The sequence below is a fragment of the Massilia hydrophila genome (assembly GCF_020208145.1).
GTDB classification, from domain to species: domain Bacteria; phylum Pseudomonadota; class Gammaproteobacteria; order Burkholderiales; family Burkholderiaceae_D; genus Telluria; species Telluria hydrophila.
This window is the reverse complement of record NZ_JAHYBX010000003.1, coordinates 1-20968: the sequence shown is the minus strand read 5'-3', so window position 1 is coordinate 20968 and position 20968 is coordinate 1. Positions and strand designations below refer to the sequence as shown.

Sequence of the window (20968 nt, the reverse complement as noted above, 5' to 3'; positions counted from 1 at the left end):
GGCCGCGCTTGCGTGCCGGATGATCCTGCCGCCGGCGGTCACCGCGCGGACGGCGTGGCCGGTGCGGCCGTGCAGCCAGGCCGCTCGAGCCGCCCTCCTTACGCGGGCTCGGCGTGTTCGACCAGCAGCTGGACCTTGGTGACGCCGTTGTATTCGTTGGCGTCGAGCCGGAACGCGACCCGCGCGCGCTCGGGCAGGCTGTCGGTGTGGCCGAACCAGATGGCGTCGTAGCGCCGGCCGTTCTTTTCCAGCAGCAGCTTCAGGTGGCGCTCCTTCAGGATGCGCTGGCTCACCACGCGGAACTCGTCGCAGAATACGGGCGGGGCGAAGCCCTGGCCCCAGACCTGGCTGTCCATCTCTTCGATGAAAGCAGTCGAGTAGAACTCGTCCTCCAGCGGCCCGTCGGTTTCGATGATGCGCTCGAGCTGCGCTTCGGTCAGCCAGGCCTTGCCGACCGCCTCGAAGGCCTGCTGGAAGCTGTCGAAATGCTCGCCCCGGATCGACAGGCCGGCCGCCATCGCGTGGCCGCCGAACTTGTCGATCAGGCCGGGCACCCGCTTGGAGACCAGGTCGAGCGCGTCGCGCAGGTGAAAGCCCGGGATCGAGCGGCCCGAGCCCTTGATCCAGCCGTCGCCCGCCGGCGCGAAGGTGATCGTCGGCCGGTAGAACTTCTCCTTCAGGCGCGAGGCGACGATGCCGATCACGCCCTGGTGCCAGCCGTCGTCGAACACGCTGATGGTGCTTGCCCCCGAGGGCTCGAAGCTGTCCAGGTGCAGCAGCGCGGTGTCCTGCATCTCGGCCTCGATCTCGCGCCGCTTCAGGTTGATCTCGTTGAGCTGCTGGGCGATCGCCCACGCGCGGCCGGGGTCGTCGGTCACCAGGCATTCGATCCCGAGCGACATGTCTTCCAGCCGGCCGGCGGCGTTCAGGCGCGGCCCCAGCGCGAAGCCGAGGTCGAAGGGCGACGCGCAGCGCGCCTCGCGCCCGGCCACGCGGAACAGCGCGGCCACGCCGGCGTGCATGCGGCCGGCGCGCATGCGGCGGATGCCCTGGGCCACCAGGATGCGGTTGTTGGCGTCCAGGCGCACCACGTCGGCCACGGTGCCCAGCGCCACCAGGTCGAGCAGGCTGTCCAGGCGCGGCTGGGTCTGGGCATCGACCACGCCGCGCCGGCGCAGTTCCGCGCGCAGTGCCAGCAGCACGTAGAACACCACGCCCACGCCGGCCAGGTGCTTGCTGGGAAAGCCGCATTCCGGCTGGTTCGGATTGACGATCACGCGTGCCGGCGGCAGGGCGTCGCCCGGCAGGTGGTGGTCGGTGACCACGACCTCGATGCCGCGCCGGTTCGCCTCGATGACGCCGTCGATGCTGGCGATGCCGTTGTCGACCGTGATGATGATGTCCGGCGATGTCTCGCGCGCCGTGAGTTCGACGATCTCGGGCGTCAGCCCGTAGCCGTACTCGAAGCGGTTCGGCACGATGTAGTCGACGTTCGCCCCCATCATGCGCAGGCCGCGCAGGGCCACGGCGCAGGCGGTGGCGCCGTCGCAGTCGTAATCGGCGACGATGGTCATGCGCTTGCCGGCGCCGATCGCGTCGGCCAGGAACACGGCCGCCGTGTCGATATGGCGCAGCGCCGCTGGCGGCACCAGCGCCGCCAGCTCGCTGGACAGCTCGCGCGGGTCCTGCAGGCCGCGCGCGGCGTAGATGCGGGCCAGCACCGGGTGCACCCCGCCCTGGCGCAGCAGCTCCGACGTGCGGAAGGGGCAGGGACGGGTGGCGATGCGGGTCTTGGTATGCTTGGTGGTGCTCACGTCAGTCGTTCCAGTGTCGGGCGGCGCCAGAATTTGCGCTGCGCCATGGCGGTGGTGGTGCATTCGGCAAGGGCGTCGCGGCTGCTCAGCACCAGGCGCAGGGTCTGGATGCGGCCCCCCAGCAGCGCCGCGTGCAGCGGCGCGAACAGGGCGTGTTCCAGCTGCTGCACACCCTGCACCCAGCTGCCCCAGTCGGCGGCCAGCGCGGCTTCGGCCAGGCTGCCGGCCACCACGATGCCGTCTCCGGCCAGCAGGTCCTCGACGCCGTCGAGGCGCTCCAAGCTGCGCGTGGCCAGGCCGCGCACCCAGCCCGGCGCGTCCACGGCAATCACGGGCAGGGCCGGGGGCGGACCGCCCGAGACCGCCGTGGCCGCGCCCCACAGCCAGAACGAATTCACCGCCGGCAGGCGGCGCCCTTCGCGCGCCGCATTCACCGGATGCGCGTGCCACAGCATCTGCACCTCGTTCTGCAGCCGGCGCAGCGGCAGGGCGTGGCGCCCGCGCGGGACGAAGTCGCTCAGGTCCATGCCGGCCACGGTGTCGGGGGTGGCGCTGTCGATGCCGTCCCAGTCGTCGGCGCGCAGGAACCAGGTCTGTGCGTCGCCGTACAGCAGCGGGTGGCCGATCTCTTCGCACAGCGGGCGCGCCGCTTCGTACAGGGCACGGCTGTCCGGCTGGTCCAGCTGCAGCTGGCGCGGGTCGGCCATCATCGAATGGCTGCGCGCGATCTCGATGTGGGCCGGGTTGACGATGTACCAGGTGCCGTCCTGCGGGTCGAGCCCGAAGCCGCGCATGGCGCTGGCCGCGAAGGCCGGCCGGCCCTCGGGCGACAGGCCGAGCGCGCGCGCCAGCCAGGCTTCGTGCGGCAGGGCCTGGGCGCCGTCGGCCGGCGCCGCGGCGCCCCTGCGGTCATACGCGCTGGTGCGGCTGAGCAGTGCGGCGAGCGCGGGGGTCTGCAGGGCGCGCGCCAGGTCGGGCGCGAATTCGGGAAGCGGGAGCAGGTGGGGCAGGACGAGCGTAATGTGCGGCATGCCGCTATTTTAGGGCAAATACGGCTTCGGCGAATGCCGCCGGGGCGGCGGCGGGCAGGTCCGCCACACGCGCCATGCTTTCTTTTGCGCCATGAAAGCGCGATGTCTGGCAAACTGCCGGGTTGGCAAACCCATCACACACATTTACGGATTTCATGAGCATCACCCACAAGCTGCCCTATGAGTGGCAAGTCGGCCTGCGCTACACGCGCGCCGGCAAGCGCAGCGGGCGCAACAGCTTCATTTCCTTCATCTCGATGGCTTCGGTGGCCGGCATCGCGCTCGGCGTGGCGGCGCTCATCGTCGTGCTGTCGGTGATGAACGGATTCCAGAAGGAAGTCACGGCGCGCATGCTCTCGGTGCTGGCCCACATCGAGGTGTTCGACGCCCGCGGCCAGATGCCGGACTGGCGCGCCAGCAGCGCGCTGGCGCTGCGCCATCCCGAGGTGCGCGCCGCCGCGCCCTTCGCCGAGGTCGAGGCCATGCTGCTCAGCGACGGGGTGATGAAGCCGGTGCTGCTGCGCGGGATCGACCCGGCCAGCGAGGCGAAGGTGTCGGACGTGGCGCGCCACATGCGCGCAGGGCGGCTCGACGCGCTGCGGCCGGACGGCTACAACATCGTGATCGGGCGCGCGCTGGCCAGGGCGCTCGACGTCGGCGTGGGCGACCGGGTGACACTGCTGCTGGCCTCCAATCCATCCGACCTGCAGGCCACGGCGCAGTCCGCAGCCCGCGCGGCCGCGCCGCCGCGCACCCGCCCGCTGACGGTGGCCGGCATCTTCGAGGCCGGGCACTACGAGTTCGACTCCACCCTGGCCTTCGCCAACATCGCGGATGCCGAGGCGCTGGCGGGGGTTGCCGCGCCGGCCGGCATCCGCCTGCGCCTGGCCGACATGGCGCGCGCGCCGCAGGTGGCGGCCGAGCTGCAGGCCAGCCTGCCGGGCGAGCTGTACGTGCGCGACTGGTCGAAGGTGAACGCGGTCTGGTTCGCCGCCGTGCAGTCGCAAAAGCGCATGATGTTCATCATCCTGACCATGATCGTGGCGGTGGCGGCCTTCAACCTGGTCTCGACCCTGGTCATGACAGTGCGCGACAAGCAGGCCGACATCGCGATCCTGCGCACCCTGGGCGCTTCGCCGCGCTCGGTGATGGGGATCTTCATGGTGCAGGGCAGCCTGGTCGGGCTGCTGGGCGCCGCGCTCGGCGTGCTGCTGGGCGTGGTGGTGGCGCTCAACGTCGACATCATCGTGCCCTTCATCGAGCGCAGCCTCGGCGTGCAGTTCCTGTCGCAGGAGGTGTACCTGATCAGCGAGATTCCGTCCGACCTGCGCTGGGCCGACGTCGGCTGGATCGGCGGCGTGGCGGTGCTGCTGGCCTTCCTCGCCACCCTCTACCCGAGCTGGTCGGCCGCGCGCGTGAAGCCGGCCGAAGCCCTACGCTACGAATGACAACGCTTACCGCCATCGCACCATGAGACTGACCCAGAACCTGCCCTACGAGTGGCTGGTCGGCCTGCGCTACACGCGCGCCGGCAAGCGCAGCGGCCGCAACAGCTTCATTTCCTTCATTTCGCTGATCTCCGTGTCCGGCATCGCGCTCGGCGTGGCGGCCCTGATCATCGTGCTGTCGGTGATGAACGGCTTCCAGAAGGACGTCACCGACCGCATGCTCTCGGTGCTGGCCCACATCGAGGTGTTCGACCGCAGCGGCAGCATGCCCGACTGGCGCGCCGCCGCCGCCCAGGCCGCGCGCAACCCGCAAGTGCGCGGCGCGGCGCCTTTCGTGGAGACCCAGGGCCTGCTGGTAAACGGCGCCGCCATGCGTCCGTCCGCGATCCGCGGCATCCTCCCGGGCGAAGAGGAAAAGGTGTCGCAGGTGGCCGGCCAGGTACGCGCCGGCAGCCTGGCGGCCCTGCAGCCGGGCGGCTTCAACATCGTGCTCGGCTACGGACTGGCGCGCGCCCTGAACGTGGGCATTGGCGAGCGCATCACCATGATGCTGGCCAAGGGCCAGGTGACGCCGGCCGGCCTGCTGCCGCGCAGCCGCAGCTTCACGGTGGCCGGCATCTTCGAAGCGGGCGACCCGCGCCTGGACAGCGCGCTGTCCTTCATCCACATCGAGGACGCCCAGCGCATGGAGCGCCTGGACGCGCCGATGGGCCTGCGCCTGCGCATCGCCGAGATGCGCGACGCGCCGCTGGTGGCGCAGCAGCTGGCGAAAAGCATGCCGGGCGAGCTCGAGATGCGCGACTGGTCCAAGCTCAACGCGAGCTGGTTCGCCGCCGTGCAGACCGAGAAGAAGATGATGTTCATTATCCTCACCCTGATCATCGCGGTGGCCGCCTTCAACCTGGTGTCCACCCTGGTGATGACGGTGACCGACAAGCAGGCCGACATCGCCATCCTGCGTACCCTGGGCGCCTCGCCGCGCTCGATCCAGAAGATCTTCATGGTGCAGGGGGCGCTGGTCGGCATCCTCGGCACCGTGCTCGGCGTGGGCGGGGGCGTGCTGGTGGCGCTCAACGTCGACGTCATCGTGCCCTTTATCGAAAACCTGTTGGGAGTGCAGTTCTTGTCGAAAGATATCTACCTGATCAGCGCGGTGCCGTCCGACCTGCGCTGGCCGGACGTGTTCAAGATCGGCGGCGTATCGGTGCTGCTGGCGTTTGCTGCGACCCTGTACCCGAGCTGGTCGGCGTCGCGCGTGAAACCTGCGGAGGCGCTGCGCTATGAATAATCCAGTCAATCCTTCCACCGCTGCGGTGCTGTCCTGCCGTGGCCTGGGCAAGACCTTCAAGCAGGGCGACTACACGGTGCAGGTCCTGGACGGCATCGATTTCTCGATCGGGCGCGGAGAGCGGGTCGCCATCGTCGGCGCTTCCGGCTCCGGCAAGTCGACCCTGCTGCACCTGCTGGGCGGCCTGGACACGCCTTCGCGCGGCAAGGTGAGCCTGCTGGGCGAGGATTTCGCCACCCTGTCCGAGACCCGGCGCGGCGAACTGCGCAACACCTCGCTCGGCTTCGTCTACCAGTTCCACCACCTGCTGCCGGAATTCTCGGCGCTGGACAACGTCATGATGCCGCTGATGATCCGGCGCGCGCCGCGCGCGGCGGCCCTGGCCAGGGCCGAAGCCATCCTCGGCCGGGTCGGCCTGGGCAAGCGCACCGTGCACCGTCCGGGCGAACTGTCGGGCGGTGAACGCCAGCGGGTGGCCCTGGCCCGCGCCCTGGTCACCGAGCCGTCCTGCGTGCTGGCCGACGAACCGACCGGGAACCTGGACCACAGCACCGCCCAGTCGATCTTCGACCTGATGCTGGAATTGTCGCGCACCCTCGGCACCGCCTTCGTCATCGTCACCCACGACATGGAACTGGCGCGCCGCTGCGACCGTGTGCTGCGCCTCACCGAACACGGCCTGCAGGCGGTCGAAGGCTAGCCATGTGGATCGATACCCACTGCCACCTCGATGCCGCGGAATTCGGCACCGGCGCGCTGGAGATCGCGGCGCGCGCGGGGCGCGCCGGGGTCTGCGCGATCGTGGCGATGGCGGTGGAGCGCGCCAATTTCGCAACCGTCGCCGGACTGGCCGCGCGCGCGCCGAACGTCAGCTACGCGCTCGGCATTCATCCGATCTGCGTGCCGCAGGCGCGCGACGAGGACCTGGATGCCCTGCACGCGGCGGCCGCGGCCGCGCTGGAGGACCCGGCCTTTGCCGGCATCGGCGAGATCGGGCTCGACTTCTTCCTCCCCCAGCTGTGCGAACCGGCCATGCGCGCCAAGCAGGAGCGCTTCCTGCGCGAGCAGTTGCGCATCGCGCGCGAGCTCGGGCTGCCGGTGATGCTACACGTGCGCAAGTCGCAGGACCAGGTGCTCAAGCACCTGCGCCAGATCCGCCCGCCGTCGGGCATCGCGCATGCCTTCAACGGCAGCTTCCAGCAGGCGCAGAACTTCATCGACCTGGGTTTCCACCTCGGCTTCGGCGGCAACATGACGTTTACGCGGGCGCTGCAGATCCGGCGCCTGGCAAGCCAGCTGCCGCTGGCCTCCATCGTGCTGGAGACGGACGCGCCGGACATCGCGCCGTGCTGGATCCATCCGGGGCGCAATGCGCCCGAGGAGCTGCCACGCATCGGCGCGGTGCTGGCGGAACTGCGCGGAATCGGGGTGCACGAGGTGTGCGCGGCGATGCACGCGAATACCCTCGCGGCGCTGCCGCGGCTGGCGGCACGCCTGGCATCCTAGAACAGCCACAGGCAGATCAGGATCGCCGAATACAGCACGGGAAAGCAGATCAGGGTCGCGAGGCTGGCGAGCCCGGAGATGGCGAAGCTGGCCGCCGCACGCTTGCGGCGCGCCAGTGCCAGCAGCGCCGCACCCAGGAAGGGGAGCAGGACCGGGCAGGCGGCTGCCGTGATCTCCTGGGCTGGCGCGAGTCCGGCGAAGCCGAAGGAAATCCAGAAACACACGGCCAGCGCGACACCGACGTGGACCAGGACCAGCCGCTTGCGCGAAGCCGGCTTGGCGCAGCGGCCTGGCATGGGCAGACCCGGCGCTTCAGTTCGGCCGCGGGCAGGCGCCGACGAGGCAGAACATGTTCATCCAGACGAACAGGCCAATGATGAGGCCGCTGATGCCGATGCTGGACCCGCACGCCAGCCGGACGATCCGCGCTGGTTCCAAGGGAGCGTGCTGGCGCCTCGATGCCAGGTAGAGCGAGCAGCTGAGCGGGACGGCAAGGACGATGGACGCCGCCATCGCCAGCAGGTTCAGCAGGTAAGCGCCGAGCTTGAGCGCGTAGCCCGAGGCCTCGATGAGCTCAATGCCAAGCGAGTGCAACAGGGGCCAGAGCCAGCAGGACAGGGTAAGGGCGAAAAGGCCACTCAGGGATCGGTGTGGCATACGACTCGTGTGCGTGGTGGGGCGCCAGCGAAGCGCATCGCCTGCGCGCAGGACATGGACGCGAACCACTCTAACCGGGTCCGGCTGCCACGAATTGAATTTCGGCAAATCAATCACTGCGTTTTCGCAACGCGTCGGTGAATCGCCGGCCGGCCGTTATCGGCTGCGGGCACGGAGCGATCAATCTTGTGTTGCCTCTACCGTCCCGCTCCGTCGTCGCGCAGAATCGTCGATTCCATACCACTCCGGCTGCGTGAAACGCGACCATGCGCTGTGCGATCCTGGCCTTCGTCCTCGGCGCCTGCTGGCTGCAGACCCGTGCCGAGCTGCCGGCCGTGGCCACCCTGGCCTGGGCCGTGGCCGCGGCGCTGCTCCTCGGCGCACTGCGCCGGCTGCCCGCGACCCTGCTGGCAGCGGCGCTCTGCGGCGCCGCCTGGGCCGCCATGGCGGCCCACCTCGCGCTGGCCGACGCGCTGCCCCGGTCGCAGGAGGGCAGGGACATGTCCATCGTCGGCACCGTCGACAGCCTGCCGCAGGCGATGGACGGCGGCACGCGCTTCAACTTCCGCGTCGAACGGGTCCTGACGCCAGGCGCCGTGGTGCCGCGACGAATCGCGCTGTCCTGGTACAGCCGCCGGGGCGAGGCCGCGGATCCTGAGGCAGTACGGCCGGGCGAACGCTGGCAGCTGCAGGTACGCCTGCAGCGCCCGCACGGCAATGCGAATCCCCACACCTTCGACTACGAAGCCTGGCTGCTCGAGCAGGGCATTCGTGCCACCGGCTACGTGCGGCCGGCAGGGAATGTGCGCCTGGCCGCCCTCGTGGCGCGCCCTGGCCACCTGGTCGAGCGTGCCCGCGCCGCGCTGCGCCGCCACATCGTCGCCCAGCTCGCGGGCAAGCGCTACGCCGGCGTGATCGTGGCCCTGGTGATCGGCGACCAGCGGTCCATCCCGCAACCGGACTGGGATGTGTTCAACCGCACCGGGATCAGCCACCTGGTCTCGATTTCCGGTTTGCACGTGACCATGCTGGCCGGCCTGGGCGCATGGGCGGTGTCGATGCTGTGGCGCCGCTCCTGCTTCATCCAAGGCGCGGCCTGGCCCCTATGGCTGCCTGCGCAGAAGGCGGCGGCCCTGGCCGGGGCCCTGGTCGCGCTGCTGTACGTGCTGCTGGCCGGCTTCGGGGTGCCGGCCCAACGCACCTTCTACATGCTGGCGGTGGTGGCGGCCGCGCTCTGGTGGGGACGCACGGTGAGCCTGTCGCATGTGCTGTGCCTGGCGCTGGCGGTGGTGGTGCTGGTCGATCCGTGGGCGGTGCTGGGCGCCGGGTTCTGGCTGTCGTTCGGCGCGGTGGCGGTGATCCTGTACGCCGGCCTTGGCCGGCTGCCGGAGGGCGGCGGCGGCTGGCGCCGCACCCTGGTCGCGGCCGCGCGCACCCAGTACGCGGTCACGCTCGGACTGGTCCCCCTTGGCATGCTGCTGTTCGCCCAGGTGTCGCTGGCGGGACCGCTCGCGAATGCGGCCGCCATTCCCGTGGTCAGCCTGGTGGTGACCCCGCTCGCCCTGCTCGGGGCCTTGCTGCCGGCGCCGCTGGCGCAGCCGGTGCTGGGCCTGGCCCACCTCGTCTTTGCGCTGCTGGCCGACGGGTTGCGGCTGCTGGCGGCCAGCCCGCTGGCCGTGCTGCAGGCGCCGGCGCCGCCAGCATGGTGCTTCGTGCTGGCCCTGCTTGGCACAGCCTGGATGCTGGCGCCGCGTGGCTGGCCGCGGCGCTGGGCCGGTGCCGCGGCCTGGCTGCCGATGTTCATCGGGCTGCCGGCAGCGCCCGAGCCAGGCCGCTTCACCGTCACCGCCTTCGATGTGGGGCAGGGCATGGCCCTGCTGGTCGAAACCCGTCACCACCGGCTGCTGTACGACACCGGACCGCGCTACGCGCCCGGCGTGGACGCGGCCGGGCGCATCCTGCTGCCCTACCTGCGCGGGCGCGGCATCGGGACGCTCGATGCGCTGGTCGTTTCACACAGCGATACCGACCACGCGGGCGGCGCACTCACGCTGCTGGGCGGAATCGAGGTGGCGCAGCTGCGCTCGTCCCTCGGCCCTGGCCACCCGGCGCGGCGCGCGGCGCGCAGCCACCTGCGCTGCGAGGTGGGCCAGGACTGGCACTGGGACGGCGTGCGCTTCGAGATGCTGGGACCGGACCCCGCCAGCTATGCACTGCACGGACTGAAGGCCAATGCGCGCAGCTGCGTGCTGCGCATCAGCGCCGGCGGGCGCGCCATGCTGCTGGCCGCCGATATCGAGGCGGCCCAGGAGGCAGGGCTGCTGCGCAGCGCCGCCGGCCGGCTACGGGCCGACGTGCTGCTGGCGCCGCACCATGGCAGCGGCACCTCGTCCACGGTGGCCTTCCTGGAGGCGGTCGGGCCGAGCGTCGGCATCTTTCAGGTCGGCTACCGCAACCGCTTCCGCCATCCGAAGGCGGAGGTCGATGCGCGCTATGCCGGCATGGGTATCCGGCGCCTGCGGACCGATGAAGCTGGCGCCGTCACCCTGCAGTTTGGCCCGGCATTGGCGTTGAGCACCTACCGGCAGACGCGCAAGCGCTACTGGCACGGCAGGTAGCGCAGCCATCAACCATGGCCAGCAAGGACTTGGCAGCAAAAAATTGTTCTACCCCAATAGATGCGTGTCTAAGTGCAATAGTATTCATTGCACTTTATGTAATTTTTAACGAGGAACAGAATGGGTACTGCTCGCTTTCTTTGCACCGCGCTGCTTGCGCTCCTGTGCGTGACCACCAAGCCTGTCCATGCGATACCGCAATATACCCCCACCGTGGTCGGGGAAGGAATCTATGGCCTCCGCATGAACAACCATGGCCAGGTCGTCGGTTTCACCTATCCACAGGGACGCGACGACCAGTTCTTCATCGCCAGTGGCGGCAAGCTGAGCTACCTCGCGCCAGCCAGGGGAATGATCGACATCAACGATGCCGGCGTCATGGTCTACAACGGCGCCTTGCACTATCCGGACGGTTCGGTGGCCAGACTCGGCCCGCACCTGGGCACGCATGGCATCAATATCCATGGCGACGTCGCAAGCCGGATCGAGGATGTACGCAAGCCGGGCGCCCGCCGTCCGACGGACTATGCCACGCTGCTGCGGCCGGACGGCTCGGTGTCGCTGCTCGGCTGGGATGAATACCTGAGCTTCGGCTGGGACGTCAACGATTCGGGCGTGGTTGTCGGCAGCACCGCCTCCATGTATGGGAGTAACAAGCAACGTCCCGCGCGCTTCGTCGGCAACGCCGTCGTGCTGCTCGATACCGGCGGCAGGAACGGTGGCCATGCGCGCGTCGTCAACAACGCCGGCTACGCCGCCGGCGAAGCGGGCGGGCGCGCTGCATTGTGGACACCGGAGGGCAAGCTGATCGACCTGGGCGGCATGCTGATCGACAAGTATGGCGAGCAAATGGGACCGGACACGTCGAGCGTCGCCTACGGCATCAACAGCCATGGCGAGGTGGTCGGGGTGTTCGGCGGCTACATGGGTTTCCTGTACAGCGGCGGCGAGGTCTACGACCTGCCGGCGATCAGCGACCTGGATGCCTGGGGCATGGACATCAACGACCACCACCAGATCCTGGCCCAGACCCTGGTCGGCGTCAGCTACATCCTGAACCCCGGCGGTGCGGAAACGGCGCGGCCGGTGCCCGAGCCGGCTCCCTACGCGATGTTCCCCGCGGGCCTGGCGGCCATCGCCATGCTGGGGCGCAGGAAAGTCCGGCGCGAGCGGTACGGCCCGGGTATAGGCGAACCCCTCTAAACGGCGTCCGCCCGCAGCCGTCTTTCATTACAATGCTTCGGTGTTGATAACGGCATTCCGCCCATGAGCAAACCCCTGCTGCACTTCTCCCACGGGAACAGCTACCCGGCTGGTACCTACAGCCGGCTGTTCCAGGCCCTGGCACCGCACTACGAGCTGCGTGCCCACGACATGGTCGGCCACGACCCGCGCTTCCCGGTGGGCGATGGCTGGCAGGGCCTGGTGGATGAGCTCATCCACCAGCTGGAAGGGTACGAGCGAGCGCCGGTGCTGGTCGGCCATTCGCTGGGCGGCATGCTGAGCATGATGGCGGCCAAGCAGCGGCCCGACCTGGCGCGCGCCGTGGTCATGCTCGACTCGCCGGTGGTGGCCGGCTGGCGCGCCCTGGCCTGGAAGTTCATCAAGCGGCGCGGCATGGGTTCGCGCTTCTCGCCGGCGCGCTTTTCCGAGCGCCGCCGCAACGTATGGCCGGACCGCGCCAGCGCCTACCAGCACTTCATCGCCAAGCCGATGTTCCAGGCCTGGGCCCCGGGTGCGCTCGACGACTACCTCGAGCACGGACTGAAGCCGCATCCGGAAGGTGTCCAGTTGCGTTTCGACCGCAGCGTCGAGACCCGCATCTACAACACGCTGCCGCACCACATGGGCGCGATCCTGCGCGAACCCTATCCGCTGCCGATCGGCTTCATCGCCGGCAGCCATTCCGAAGAGCTGCGCCAGGCCGGGCTGGACGCGACCCGGCGCCTGGTCGGCCAGCACCTCGTCACGATCGAGGGCGGGCATCTGTATCCGCTCGAAAAACCGGAAGAAACGGCGCGCCTGACCCACGCGATGATCGAACGCCTGTTGCGCAGTGCGCCGGCGGACATCGGCAAGGTGCCAGCGGCTAGCGTTTAGCGTAGAATCGCGGGATTGATTTTCTGGAATCCCGACTATGGCTATCAAGAGCGATAAATGGATCCGCCGCATGGCGGAATCGGCTGGCATGATCGAACCCTTCGAACCGCGCCAGGTGCGCGAGTCGGACGGCCGCCGTGTCATCTCCTGGGGTACCTCGTCCTACGGCTACGATATCCGCTGCGCCGACGAGTTCAAGGTGTTCACCAACATCAACAGCACCATCGTGGACCCGAAGAACTTCGATTCGAATTCCTTCGTGGACGTGAAGAGCGATGTCTGCATCATCCCGCCGAATTCCTTCGCGCTGGCGCGCACCATCGAATACTTCCGCATCCCGCGCAACGTGCTGACTGTCTGCCTCGGCAAGTCGACCTATGCGCGTTGCGGCATCATCGTCAACGTCACGCCGTTCGAACCCGAGTGGGAGGGCTACGTGACCCTGGAGTTCTCGAACACCACGCCGCTGCCGGCCAAGATCTACGCCGGCGAGGGCTGCGCCCAGGTGCTGTTCTTCGAATCGGACGAAGTCTGCGAGACCTCGTACAAGGACCGCGGTGGCAAGTACCAGGGCCAGCACGGCGTGACGCTGCCGAAAACCTGATTCAGATTTTGCGCTATCCTGTCAGAATCGAATCATATTGATGGGCTGCCCGAATGGCTGATTGCTGCAGCGGTGGCTGCTCTCCCGGCAAGGCGCCGGTCGATCCGCGCTACCGGCGCGTCCTCTGGATCGCGCTGTGGGTCAACGCGCTGATGTTCGGCGTGGAGATCCTCGCCGGCTGGGCGGCCGGCTCGGTGGCGCTGCTGGCCGATGCGGTCGACTTCCTCGGCGACGCCGCCAACTATGGCATCTCGCTGTTCGTCCTCGGGCTGGCGCCGCTCTGGCGCTCGCGCACCGCGCTGCTCAAGGGCGCGACCATGGGCGGCTATGGCATCTTCGTGCTCGGCACCGCGCTCTGGCATCTCCAGCTGGGTGTGGTGCCGAAGGCGGAAACCATGGGTGTGGTCGGTTTCCTTGCCTTGCTCGCAAACTGCGCGGTGGGAGCGCTCCTGTGGGCCTACCGCAACGGCGACGCCAACATGCGCTCGGTGTGGCTGTGCACCCGCAACGATGCGATCTCCAACGTGGCCGTGATGCTGGCTGCCCTGGGCGTGTTCGGCACCGGCAGCGGCTTGCCGGACCTGCTGGTGGCCACCATCATGGGCCTGCTTGGCCTGTCCGCCGCGTACTCGGTCGTCACGCACGCACGGCGCGAGATGCGCGAGGCCGCGGCACCCGCGCCTGCATCCGCCGGTCCGGTCGAACTCAAGCGCCGCTAACACGACTGCACTGGTATAAAAAAAAGGGGCTTGCGCCCCTTTTTTTACGCCCTTGCGGCGGCTTACGCGTCCTGCTTCACGCAATCCACGAAGTAGCCGCGCTTGCCATCGACCTCGCGCTTGACCAGTCCGTGCACGTCGGTCTCGAAGCCTGGGAAGCGCTCGTTGAAGTCGCGTGCGAAGCGCAGGTAATCCACGATGGTCTTGTTGAAGCGCTCGCCCGGGATCAGCAGCGGAATGCCCGGCGGATAAGGCGTCAGAAGGATCGCGGTGATGCGGCCTTCCAGCTCGTCGATTGCCACGCGCTCGATCTGGCGGTGCGCCATCTTGGCGAAGGCGTCCGAGGGCTTCATGGCCGGCACCATGTCCGACAGATACATCTCGGTGGTCAGGCGCGCCACGTCGTACTGCTTGTAGAAGCGGTGGATCTCGGTGCACAGTTCGCGCAGGCCGCGGTCCTCGTAGCGCGGGTTGGCCGAGGCGAACTGCGGCATCACCTGCCACATCGGCTTGTTGCGGTCGTAGTCGTCCTTGAACTGCTGCAGCGCCGTCACCAGGGTGTTCCAGCGGCCCTTGGTGATGCCGATCGTGAACATGATGAAGAAGGAGTACAGGCCGCACTTCTCGATGATCACGCCGTGCTCGGCCAGGTACTTGGTCACGATCGAGGCCGGGATGCCCGTTTCGCCGAACTGGCCGTCCAGCGACAGGCCCGGCGTCACGATGGTCGACTTGATCGGGTCGAGCATGTTGAAGCCCGGGGCCAGCTTGCCGAAGCCGTGCCAGTCGTCCTCGGCGTGGATCATCCAGTCTTCCTGGGTGCCGATGCCTTCCTCCGACTGCACGTCCGGGCCCCACACCTTGAACCACCAGTCGTCGCCGAATTCGGCGTCGACCTTCTTCATGGCGCGGCGGAAGTCCAGCGCTTCCAGGATCGATTCCTCCACCAGGGCGGTGCCGCCCGGCGCTTCCATCATCGCCGCGGCGACGTCGCAGGAGGCGATGATCGAGTACTGGGGCGAAGTCGAGGTGTGCATCAGGTAGGCCTCGTTGAAGGCGTCCTGGTCGAGCTTCACGGTTTCCGATTCGCGCACCAGGACCTGCGAGGCCTGCGACAGGCCGGCCAGCAATTTGTGCGTCGACTGGGTCGAGAAGATCATCGACTGCTTGGCGCGCGGGCGGTTCTCGCCGATCGCATGCATGTTCTGGTAGAAGCTGTGGAAGGCCGCGTGCGGCAGCCAGGCTTCGTCGAAGTGCAGGGTGTCGATCTTCCCATCCAGCATTTCGCGCAGGGTCTCGACGTTGTACACCACGCCGTCGTAGGTCGACTGGGTGATGGTGAGGATGCGCGGCTTCTTGTTGACGGCCTCGCGCGCGAACGGATTCGCCTCGATCTTGCGGGCGATCGACTCGGGCGTGAACTCTTCCAGCGGGATCGGGCCGATGATGCCGAGGTTGTTCCGGGTCGGCATCAGGAACACGGGGATCGCGCCGCACATGATGATCGAGTGCAGGATCGACTTGTGGCAGTTACGGTCGACCACCACGATGTCGCCCGGGGCGACTGTAGAGTGCCAGACCATCTTGTTCGAGGTCGAGGTACCGTTGGTCACGAAGTAGCAGTGGTCGGCGTTGTAGATGCGCGCCGCGTTGCGCTCGGACTTGGCCACCGGGCCGGTGTGATCGAGCAGCTGGCCGAGTTCCTCGACCGCGTTGCAGACGTCGGCGCGCAGCATGTTCTCGCCGAAGAACTGGTGGAACATCTGGCCGATGGGCGACTTCAAGAACGCAACGCCGCCCGAGTGGCCCGGGCAGTGCCACGAATAGGAGCCGTCATAGGCGTAGTTGACGAGCGCGCGGAAGAAGGGCGGCGCCAGCGAATCGAGGTAGGCCTTGGCTTCGCGGATGATGTGGCGCGCCACGAACTCCGGGGTATCCTCGAACATGTGGATGAAGCCGTGCAGCTCCTTCAGGATGTCGTTCGGGATGTGGCGGCTGGTGCGGGTCTCGCCGTAGATGTAGATCGGGATGTTGGCGTTCTTGTGGCGGATTTCCTTGACGAAGGCGCGCAGGCCGGTCAGGGCGAAATCGGTTTCCTCGGCCGAGCCGCCGCCGAATTCCTCGTCGTCGATGGACAGGACGAAGGCGGAAGCGCGCGACTGCTGTTGGGCGAACTGGGACAGGTCGCCGTAGCTGGTCAGGCCGAGCACCTCCATGCCTTCCTGCTCCATCGCGGCCGCGAGCGCGCGAATACCGAGACCGGAGGTGTTCTCGGAACGGAAGTCCTCGTCGATGATGACGATGGGGAAACGAAATTTCATGGACAGCTCCAAAGCGAAGCGCCGCGCAAGCGCCCGGCCCGGAAGGGAGTGGACGCCGGCAGCGGCACCGGGGAAAAGAGGAAACGGATTTTCGCAGAAATCAGGCGCACCGGTGCAATTATTTTGCGATTCTGGCCATGAAGCCTACCCAGTGCGCGCAATCACTGGCGCACACTAGCCGCCCAGGCGGCGCCCGAGCCGGCGCATGGCCTCGGTCAGCAGCGCCGCCCCCACGGCGGCCGCCAGCGGTCCGGACGAGAAGGGCAGCGGATCGGCCTGGATCGCCGCGAAGATGGCCAGCGTGATGCCGAAGGCGGCCACCGCGCTGGTCAGGGTCAGCAGCCAGGTGCGGCGCGACAGCAGGGTAATCGCGGCCAGCGAGATCGCGATCTGCTGGGCCACCGAAGCTGCCGACCACTGGCGGTGGCGGTGCAGCTCCTTCTCCGAGCGCGTATTCCAGGTGTCCGAAGTCGCTTCGAAGCGTTCGGCTTCCTGGCGAATGGCATCCTTCTCCTGCCCGTAGCGCTGGATCTCGCCGCGGTAGTGGGCCTGGTCCACGCCCGGCAGCTCGGAGGCCAGCTCGGCCAGGTTCTGGCGGCTGGCCTTGGCCTGGTAATGGCCCCAGGCGTTGGCGGCGCTGGTTTTGGCGATCGCGGCATTGCTCTTGTACAGGGCCGCGTTGCTGTGGGCGGCGCTGCCGATGAAGCCGAACATGGTGCCCAGGGTCGCCAGGATCGCGATCAGGACCGCTACCTTGCCGGCGAAACCGTCGCCGCCGCGCGAGCCCGGAGGGCGCGTTCCCGGTTCCGCCATCTCATGCCTCCCTGCGGGTATAGGTGACGAAGGCATAGGCCGGGCCGTCTGCCTCGGGCGGATGCGGTTCGCGCGCCGTCTCCTGCCACACGGCGCGCTCGATCGGCGGGAAGAAGGTGTCGCAGTCGTAGACGCGGTCGATCTCGGTGACGACCATGGCGTCGGCCAGCGCGATCGCCTCCTTGAAGACCTGGGCGCCGCCGATGATGCTGGCCGGCGCGCCGTCCAGCAGGTCCAGCGCCTCCGCCAGCGAGCCGGCGCACTCGGCGCCCGGGTGCGACCAGCGGGGGTTGCGCGTGATGACGATGTTGCGCCGCCCCGGCAGCGGGCGGCCGATCGAGTCGAAGGTCTTGCGTCCCATGATGACCGGCTTGCCCAGGGTGACGCGCTTGAAGTGCGCCAGGTCTTGCGGCAGGTGCCAGGGCAGGCGGTTGTCGATCCCGATGCCGCCCCTGGCATCGATCGCCACCACCAGGCTCAGGCGCGGGCCGGTCGTTGCTTGTGCCTCGGGCATCATCGTGTGCGCATCTCCATCGTGTTCAAGACCTGAATTGTTGTTGCATTAAAACGGACGTGTCAAGCGATATGCACGGCTCGACGCGCGTGCGGGACTGGGGGCTCAGACAGCCACCGGCGCGCGGATCGCCGGATCCGGATCGTAGCCTTCGAGCGCGAAATCCTCGTAGCGGTAGTCGAACAGCGAGTCGGGCTTGCGCAGGATGGCCAGGCGCGGCAGGGCCTTCGGGGTGCGCGACAGCTGCAGCGCCACCTGCTCCAGGTGGTTGCTGTACAGGTGGCAGTCGCCGCCGGTCCAGATGAACTCGCCCACCTCGAGCCCGGCCTGCTGGGCCATCATGTGGGTCAGCAGCGCATACGAGGCGATGTTGAAGGGCACGCCCAGGAAGATGTCGGCGCTGCGCTGGTACAGCTGGCAGGACAGCCTGCCATCGGCCACGTAGAACTGGAACAAGGCATGGCAGGGCGGCAGCTTCATGGCCGGCACGTCGGCCACGTTCCAGGCCGAGACGATCATCCGGCGCGAGTCCGGCGAGTGGCGGATCTGGTCCAGCACCTGGGCCACCTGGTCGATATGCCCGCCCGAAGGCGTAGGCCAGCTGCGCCACTGGTAGCCATAGATCGGACCGAGCTCGCCGTGTTCGTCGGCCCATTCGTCCCAGATGCTTACGCCGTTCTGTTTCAGGTAGGCGATGTTGGTCGATCCCTGCAGGAACCAGATCAGTTCATGGATGATGGACTTGAGATGGACCTTCTTGGTGGTCAGGAGCGGAAAGCCCTGTTGCAGGTCGAAGCGCATCTGGTGGCCGAACACCGAGAGGGTGCCGGTACCGGTGCGGTCGGTCTTGACCGCGCCATGCTCTTTCACATGGCGCATGAAGTCGAGATATTGGCGCATGGGGATGGAATTGGATGACAGCCCGCTATTGTAGCTTGTAATACCGGCATCCGTGCCGCCGCCCTCCACGCGGGTCGTTTACCGTGCGAATTCCAGGTGGACGCCGTGCAGGAAGAAGCCGAGCGGGCGCGGATCGTTGCCGCCGGTGGGCCGTGGCACACGGGTGTGGGTCAGCACGATGTCAAGGACGGGTGCGGCGCCGAGCGCTTCCGGCAGCGCGTGCGGGGCCTGGCCCAGGGCGTGGGTGCCGAGGTCGATGCCGTTGACCACGACGCGCGAGGCGCGTACCCCGTGCGCATGGTAGTAGCCGACCAGCCCGAGCGAGATCACCTGGCGTCCCGGCGGTGGCGTGACGCGCAGGCGCGCCTCTTGCCCCACGTTCCAGACCGACTGGCCCGTTACCGGCGACCAGCCCGCGCCGAGCGACAGCCGCGCGGACGGCGCCGGCCCGACGGCGATGCGCAGCGCCGGCGCCGCTCCCGGGACGCAGCGCAGCGGCGCGTCGTGATAGCGCCAGCCCGAGGCCAGGGTGACGATCCCGCCGGCGACGAGGTGACTGCCCGGTGCGCACAGCCCCGCCGTGTCCTCGCTGTTGGCCCAGAAGCGCAGCAGCTTGTTCGGACCTTCCGGGCCGCAGTGCAGCACCACCTGGTCGTGGGTCGTGAAATCTTCGCGGCCGCGCTCGCGTTCCAGGAAGATTTCCGGATCCGGATGGTAGCGCTGCGGTGCATGGTCGAGCACCCATCCCGCCAGCCGTCCATGCGCGGTCGGCGCATGCCGTGGCGGCAGCACCAGCCAGGCCGCCAGCGCCTGCAGCAGCACGGCCACGGCCAGCGCGCTCCAGCGCCGCCGCGCAGCGCATCCGGCCAGCCCCGCGAGGGCGACCGCCAGCAGCGGCATCGCCGTCCAGTAGGCGTAACGCGCGACGACGATCGCGCCGCTGCTCCAGTTGCTCGCCGCCAGCGTCGGCAGCGCCAGGCCCAGGCAAAGCAGCAGCGCGATCGCCAGGTGCAGCAACCAGGCGCGGCGCCGCTCGGGCGCGCAGGCCAGCAGCAAGGCCGCCGCGCAGGAGAACAGGGCCGGCAGGCCGAACACCAGGCCCTGGTTCAGGTCGAACAGGAAGGAAAACAGGCGCTCCGGGCGCACCAGCCCGGGGTCGGTGTAATAGTGTCCAATGATGCTCGGCATCCCGAACCAGCGCTGGTTGTAGCAGTAGGGCAGCACGGCCAGGGCGAGGCCTGCCGCGATCAGCAGGACGGCGCGCAGCGGCCGGCGCGCGCTTGCCGGCGGCGCCGCCAGCGCCAGCGCGGGCCGCCAGCGGTACAGCAGCGCATAGCCAGCGGCGGCCGGGATCAGGCCGGCGATCGATGGATTCTGGCTTGCGCCCAGGCCGGCCAGCGCCACCGTCAGCGCCAGGTCGCGCCGCAGCGCCGCCAGCACGGCGAACAACACGCAGCAGCCGGCCATCAGTTCCGGGCCGCTCCACACCGTGTAGTACATGGGTCCCATGAGCAGCAGCAGGGACAGTTCCGGCAGCCCGGCCGTGGGGAACCAGCGTGCCAGGCGCCAGGCGGCAAGCGCCAGGATGGCGAGGTTCAGCGCGGCCAGGGCCATGAAGGGGTTCTGGCCGAGCGCCACCACCAGCGCGTAGAAGGGCGCGGCCAGCAGCGAGTACATCCAGAAGTGGATGGCGCGCACGCTGCCGTCGAGGGCGCGCGCGAATCCGTGCACGATGTCGCCGTCGCGCTCGATGCGTTCGAGGGCCGGTTCGAGCATGCCTGGCTGCAGCCGCGCGCGGGCCAGTGCCTGCGGCGGCATGGCCTTGAACGCTTCCACGTCGGAGCGCCGCAGTTCGGGCGAACCGTGCGCGACGAAGCCCTGCGCCATGGCCAGGTATTCCATGCCGTCGCCGATCAGGCGCGCCTTGGCCAGGCAGGCCAGTGCGAAGGCGGCGCACAGGACGGCGAAGGCAATGCGCGCGTACAGGGGCGCGCTGGCGGGGGCGGGGGCGGGGCTTGGCATGGAGCTGGACAAGTTGCAAACGCGTGATTCTACCAAGGGCAGGCGACACCGCGGCTGCCGCCCGGCGCGCCCGACGGCTGGCGGACGCTGCCCGCCGCCGTGCTGCGCTAGACTGGCGCCATGGCAGAACCCGACCGCTACCCGAGCACGCCGGACGGCCGCTACTTCGTCGTACGCGGCCGGCTCTGGCGCAGCAGCGATCCCGCGCTGCCGGAAGAACGGCGCCGGCAGCTGGTCGATGCGCTGATGGAGGCGCGCCGGCGGGTCGGCGCGGCCAGGCGCGCGGGCGAGCCTGAAGCGGAGCGCGCCGCGCGTGCCGCGGTCGACCTGGCCAAGCGGGCGCTGGGCGAGCGCGGTCCCGTGTGGTGGAGCGACGGCGCCCCCGACTACAACCGCCGGATGGTGCAGAACACCCCGTACGCCGGGTGGTATGCGCGGATCGCCTCCGCGCCGGGCGGGTAAGGGCCGCCTTTTCAGGTCGGTGTGGCTAGGGTCTGTCTGACTGAGTTCAGGGAAGCCATAACATTATTGTCGCCACGATGACTGCGGCGAGGTAGTTATGGCCGCGCTTGTCGTAACGCGTTGCAACGGCGCGGAAGTCCTTCAGCCGGTT

The 20968-nt window shown here is 68.6% G+C and carries 20 protein-coding genes and 1 pseudogene; 10 read left to right on the top strand and 11 right to left on the bottom strand.

Annotated features, from left to right (window positions below; all coding sequences use genetic code 11):
* Positions 1-98 precede the first annotated feature (98 nt).
* From recJ to LE190_RS09640, 3 genes are read right to left on the bottom strand one after another with little or no spacing between them, the layout of a single operon-like run.
* Positions 99-1814, bottom strand: coding sequence for a single-stranded-DNA-specific exonuclease RecJ (recJ, locus tag LE190_RS09650; protein ID WP_225238498.1), 1716 nt, complete (start codon positions 1812-1814; stop codon positions 99-101).
* Entirely contained in the window at positions 1811-2845 is a 1035-nt protein-coding gene (locus LE190_RS09645; protein WP_225238497.1) for a hypothetical protein, read from the bottom strand. The genes recJ and LE190_RS09645 overlap by 4 nt, the downstream gene beginning before the upstream one ends.
* 4 nt (positions 2846-2849) lie before the next feature.
* Complete coding sequence (locus LE190_RS09640) at positions 2850-3002, bottom strand: hypothetical protein (protein WP_225238496.1); 153 nt, start codon at positions 3000-3002, stop codon at positions 2850-2852.
* On the opposite strand from LE190_RS09640, the gene LE190_RS09635 reads away from it, so the two are divergent.
* Genes LE190_RS09635 through LE190_RS09620 form a run of 4 tightly spaced genes read left to right on the top strand, consistent with a single transcriptional unit; the run spans position 3001 to position 7087 of the window.
* Positions 3001-4293, top strand: coding sequence for a lipoprotein-releasing ABC transporter permease subunit (locus tag LE190_RS09635; protein ID WP_225238495.1), 1293 nt, complete (start codon positions 3001-3003; stop codon positions 4291-4293). The genes LE190_RS09640 and LE190_RS09635 overlap by 2 nt on opposite strands.
* 22 nt (positions 4294-4315) lie before the next feature.
* A complete protein-coding gene (locus tag LE190_RS09630) occupies positions 4316-5581 on the top strand; it encodes a lipoprotein-releasing ABC transporter permease subunit (protein ID WP_225238494.1) in 1266 nt (421 codons plus the stop codon).
* Complete coding sequence (lolD, locus tag LE190_RS09625) at positions 5574-6281, top strand: lipoprotein-releasing ABC transporter ATP-binding protein LolD (protein ID WP_225238493.1); 708 nt, start codon at positions 5574-5576, stop codon at positions 6279-6281. Before LE190_RS09630 ends, lolD begins: the two co-directional genes overlap by 8 nt.
* A 2-nt stretch (positions 6282-6283) precedes the next feature.
* The gene (locus tag LE190_RS09620; protein WP_225238492.1) at positions 6284-7087 is read left to right on the top strand and encodes a TatD family hydrolase; all 804 of its coding nucleotides are present in this window, start codon (positions 6284-6286) and stop codon (positions 7085-7087) included.
* Here LE190_RS09620 and LE190_RS09615 read toward each other — a convergent pair.
* Together LE190_RS09615 and LE190_RS09610 are read right to left on the bottom strand one after the other, a co-directional pair.
* Positions 7084-7383, bottom strand: a complete 300-nt coding sequence (locus LE190_RS09615) for a hypothetical protein (protein WP_225238491.1) — start codon at positions 7381-7383, stop codon at positions 7084-7086. The genes LE190_RS09620 and LE190_RS09615 overlap by 4 nt on opposite strands.
* Positions 7384-7399: 16 nt before the next feature.
* Entirely contained in the window at positions 7400-7744 is a 345-nt protein-coding gene (locus LE190_RS09610) for a hypothetical protein (RefSeq protein WP_225238490.1), read from the bottom strand.
* Between the two features lie 266 nt (positions 7745-8010).
* Between LE190_RS09610 and LE190_RS09605 the strand changes: the two genes are divergently transcribed.
* From LE190_RS09605 to LE190_RS09585, 5 genes are all read left to right on the top strand, one after another.
* Positions 8011-10362, top strand: a complete 2352-nt coding sequence (locus LE190_RS09605) for a DNA internalization-related competence protein ComEC/Rec2 (protein ID WP_225238489.1) — start codon at positions 8011-8013, stop codon at positions 10360-10362.
* 243 nt (positions 10363-10605) lie between these two features.
* Positions 10606-11565 carry a hypothetical protein gene (locus tag LE190_RS09600; protein WP_225238488.1) on the top strand — a complete coding sequence of 320 codons (960 nt, stop codon included), beginning with the start codon at positions 10606-10608 and terminating at the stop codon, positions 11563-11565.
* Positions 11566-11628: 63 nt separating this feature from the next.
* Positions 11629-12462 (top strand): alpha/beta fold hydrolase, encoded by an 834-nt coding sequence (locus tag LE190_RS09595; RefSeq protein WP_225238487.1) that lies wholly within the window; start codon positions 11629-11631, stop codon positions 12460-12462.
* Positions 12463-12499: 37 nt separating this feature from the next.
* Positions 12500-13066 carry a dCTP deaminase gene (gene dcd, locus LE190_RS09590; protein WP_225238486.1) on the top strand — a complete coding sequence of 189 codons (567 nt, stop codon included), beginning with the start codon at positions 12500-12502 and terminating at the stop codon, positions 13064-13066.
* A gap of 53 nt (positions 13067-13119) precedes the next feature.
* Positions 13120-13785: a cation efflux transmembrane domain-containing protein gene (locus LE190_RS09585; RefSeq protein WP_225238485.1), complete on the top strand. Its 666-nt coding sequence runs from the start codon at positions 13120-13122 to the stop codon at positions 13783-13785.
* Positions 13786-13847: 62 nt separating this feature from the next.
* On the opposite strand, the gene LE190_RS09580 is transcribed toward LE190_RS09585, so the two are convergent.
* From LE190_RS09580 to LE190_RS09560, 5 genes are all read right to left on the bottom strand, one after another.
* Positions 13848-16106, bottom strand: a complete 2259-nt coding sequence (locus LE190_RS09580; protein WP_225238484.1) for an arginine/lysine/ornithine decarboxylase — start codon at positions 16104-16106, stop codon at positions 13848-13850.
* 174 nt (positions 16107-16280) lie between these two features.
* Positions 16281-16919 carry a DUF4337 domain-containing protein gene (locus LE190_RS09575; RefSeq protein ID WP_225238483.1) on the bottom strand — a complete coding sequence of 213 codons (639 nt, stop codon included), beginning with the start codon at positions 16917-16919 and terminating at the stop codon, positions 16281-16283.
* A gap of 1 nt (position 16920) precedes the next feature.
* A complete protein-coding gene (locus LE190_RS09570) occupies positions 16921-17436 on the bottom strand; it encodes a dihydrofolate reductase (protein ID WP_225238482.1) in 516 nt (171 codons plus the stop codon).
* 102 nt (positions 17437-17538) lie between these two features.
* Positions 17539-18333: a thymidylate synthase gene (locus LE190_RS09565; RefSeq protein ID WP_225238481.1), complete on the bottom strand. Its 795-nt coding sequence runs from the start codon at positions 18331-18333 to the stop codon at positions 17539-17541.
* A gap of 78 nt (positions 18334-18411) precedes the next feature.
* Positions 18412-20355, bottom strand: coding sequence for a hypothetical protein (locus LE190_RS09560; protein ID WP_225238480.1), 1944 nt, complete (start codon positions 20353-20355; stop codon positions 18412-18414).
* 120 nt (positions 20356-20475) lie between these two features.
* Here LE190_RS09560 and LE190_RS09555 point away from each other — a divergent pair, with 120 nt between their 5' ends.
* Positions 20476-20817 (top strand): hypothetical protein, encoded by a 342-nt coding sequence (locus tag LE190_RS09555; RefSeq protein ID WP_225238479.1) that lies wholly within the window; start codon positions 20476-20478, stop codon positions 20815-20817.
* 46 nt (positions 20818-20863) lie between these two features.
* Here the strand turns inward: LE190_RS09555 and LE190_RS09550 are convergent.
* Positions 20864-20968, bottom strand: a pseudogene (locus tag LE190_RS09550) (IS5-like element ISDge16 family transposase); the annotation flags it as partial.

Bases quoted from the DNA above. Each gene is read 5' to 3' on its own strand.
- LE190_RS09645 (WP_225238497.1), bottom strand. From the start codon at position 2,845: ATGCCGCACATTACGCTCGTCCTGCCCCACCTGCTCCCGCTTCCCGAA.
- LE190_RS09635 (WP_225238495.1), top strand. From the start codon at position 3,001: ATGAGCATCACCCACAAGCTGCCCTATGAGTGGCAAGTCGGCCTGCGC.
- LE190_RS09640 (WP_225238496.1), bottom strand. From the start codon at position 3,002: ATGAAATCCGTAAATGTGTGTGATGGGTTTGCCAACCCGGCAGTTTGC.
- LE190_RS09630 (WP_225238494.1), top strand. From the start codon at position 4,316: ATGAGACTGACCCAGAACCTGCCCTACGAGTGGCTGGTCGGCCTGCGC.
- lolD (WP_225238493.1), top strand. From the start codon at position 5,574: ATGAATAATCCAGTCAATCCTTCCACCGCTGCGGTGCTGTCCTGCCGT.
- LE190_RS09620 (WP_225238492.1), top strand. From the start codon at position 6,284: ATGTGGATCGATACCCACTGCCACCTCGATGCCGCGGAATTCGGCACC.
- LE190_RS09615 (WP_225238491.1), bottom strand. From the start codon at position 7,383: ATGCCAGGCCGCTGCGCCAAGCCGGCTTCGCGCAAGCGGCTGGTCCTG.
- LE190_RS09610 (WP_225238490.1), bottom strand. From the start codon at position 7,744: ATGCCACACCGATCCCTGAGTGGCCTTTTCGCCCTTACCCTGTCCTGC.
- LE190_RS09605 (WP_225238489.1), top strand. From the start codon at position 8,011: ATGCGCTGTGCGATCCTGGCCTTCGTCCTCGGCGCCTGCTGGCTGCAG.
- LE190_RS09600 (WP_225238488.1), top strand. From the start codon at position 10,606: ATGAACAACCATGGCCAGGTCGTCGGTTTCACCTATCCACAGGGACGC.
- LE190_RS09595 (WP_225238487.1), top strand. From the start codon at position 11,629: ATGAGCAAACCCCTGCTGCACTTCTCCCACGGGAACAGCTACCCGGCT.
- dcd (WP_225238486.1), top strand. From the start codon at position 12,500: ATGGCTATCAAGAGCGATAAATGGATCCGCCGCATGGCGGAATCGGCT.
- LE190_RS09585 (WP_225238485.1), top strand. From the start codon at position 13,120: ATGGCTGATTGCTGCAGCGGTGGCTGCTCTCCCGGCAAGGCGCCGGTC.
- LE190_RS09580 (WP_225238484.1), bottom strand. From the start codon at position 16,106: ATGAAATTTCGTTTCCCCATCGTCATCATCGACGAGGACTTCCGTTCC.
- LE190_RS09575 (WP_225238483.1), bottom strand. From the start codon at position 16,919: ATGGCGGAACCGGGAACGCGCCCTCCGGGCTCGCGCGGCGGCGACGGT.
- LE190_RS09570 (WP_225238482.1), bottom strand. From the start codon at position 17,436: ATGATGCCCGAGGCACAAGCAACGACCGGCCCGCGCCTGAGCCTGGTG.
- LE190_RS09565 (WP_225238481.1), bottom strand. From the start codon at position 18,333: ATGCGCCAATATCTCGACTTCATGCGCCATGTGAAAGAGCATGGCGCG.
- LE190_RS09560 (WP_225238480.1), bottom strand. From the start codon at position 20,355: ATGCCAAGCCCCGCCCCCGCCCCCGCCAGCGCGCCCCTGTACGCGCGC.
- LE190_RS09555 (WP_225238479.1), top strand. From the start codon at position 20,476: ATGGCAGAACCCGACCGCTACCCGAGCACGCCGGACGGCCGCTACTTC.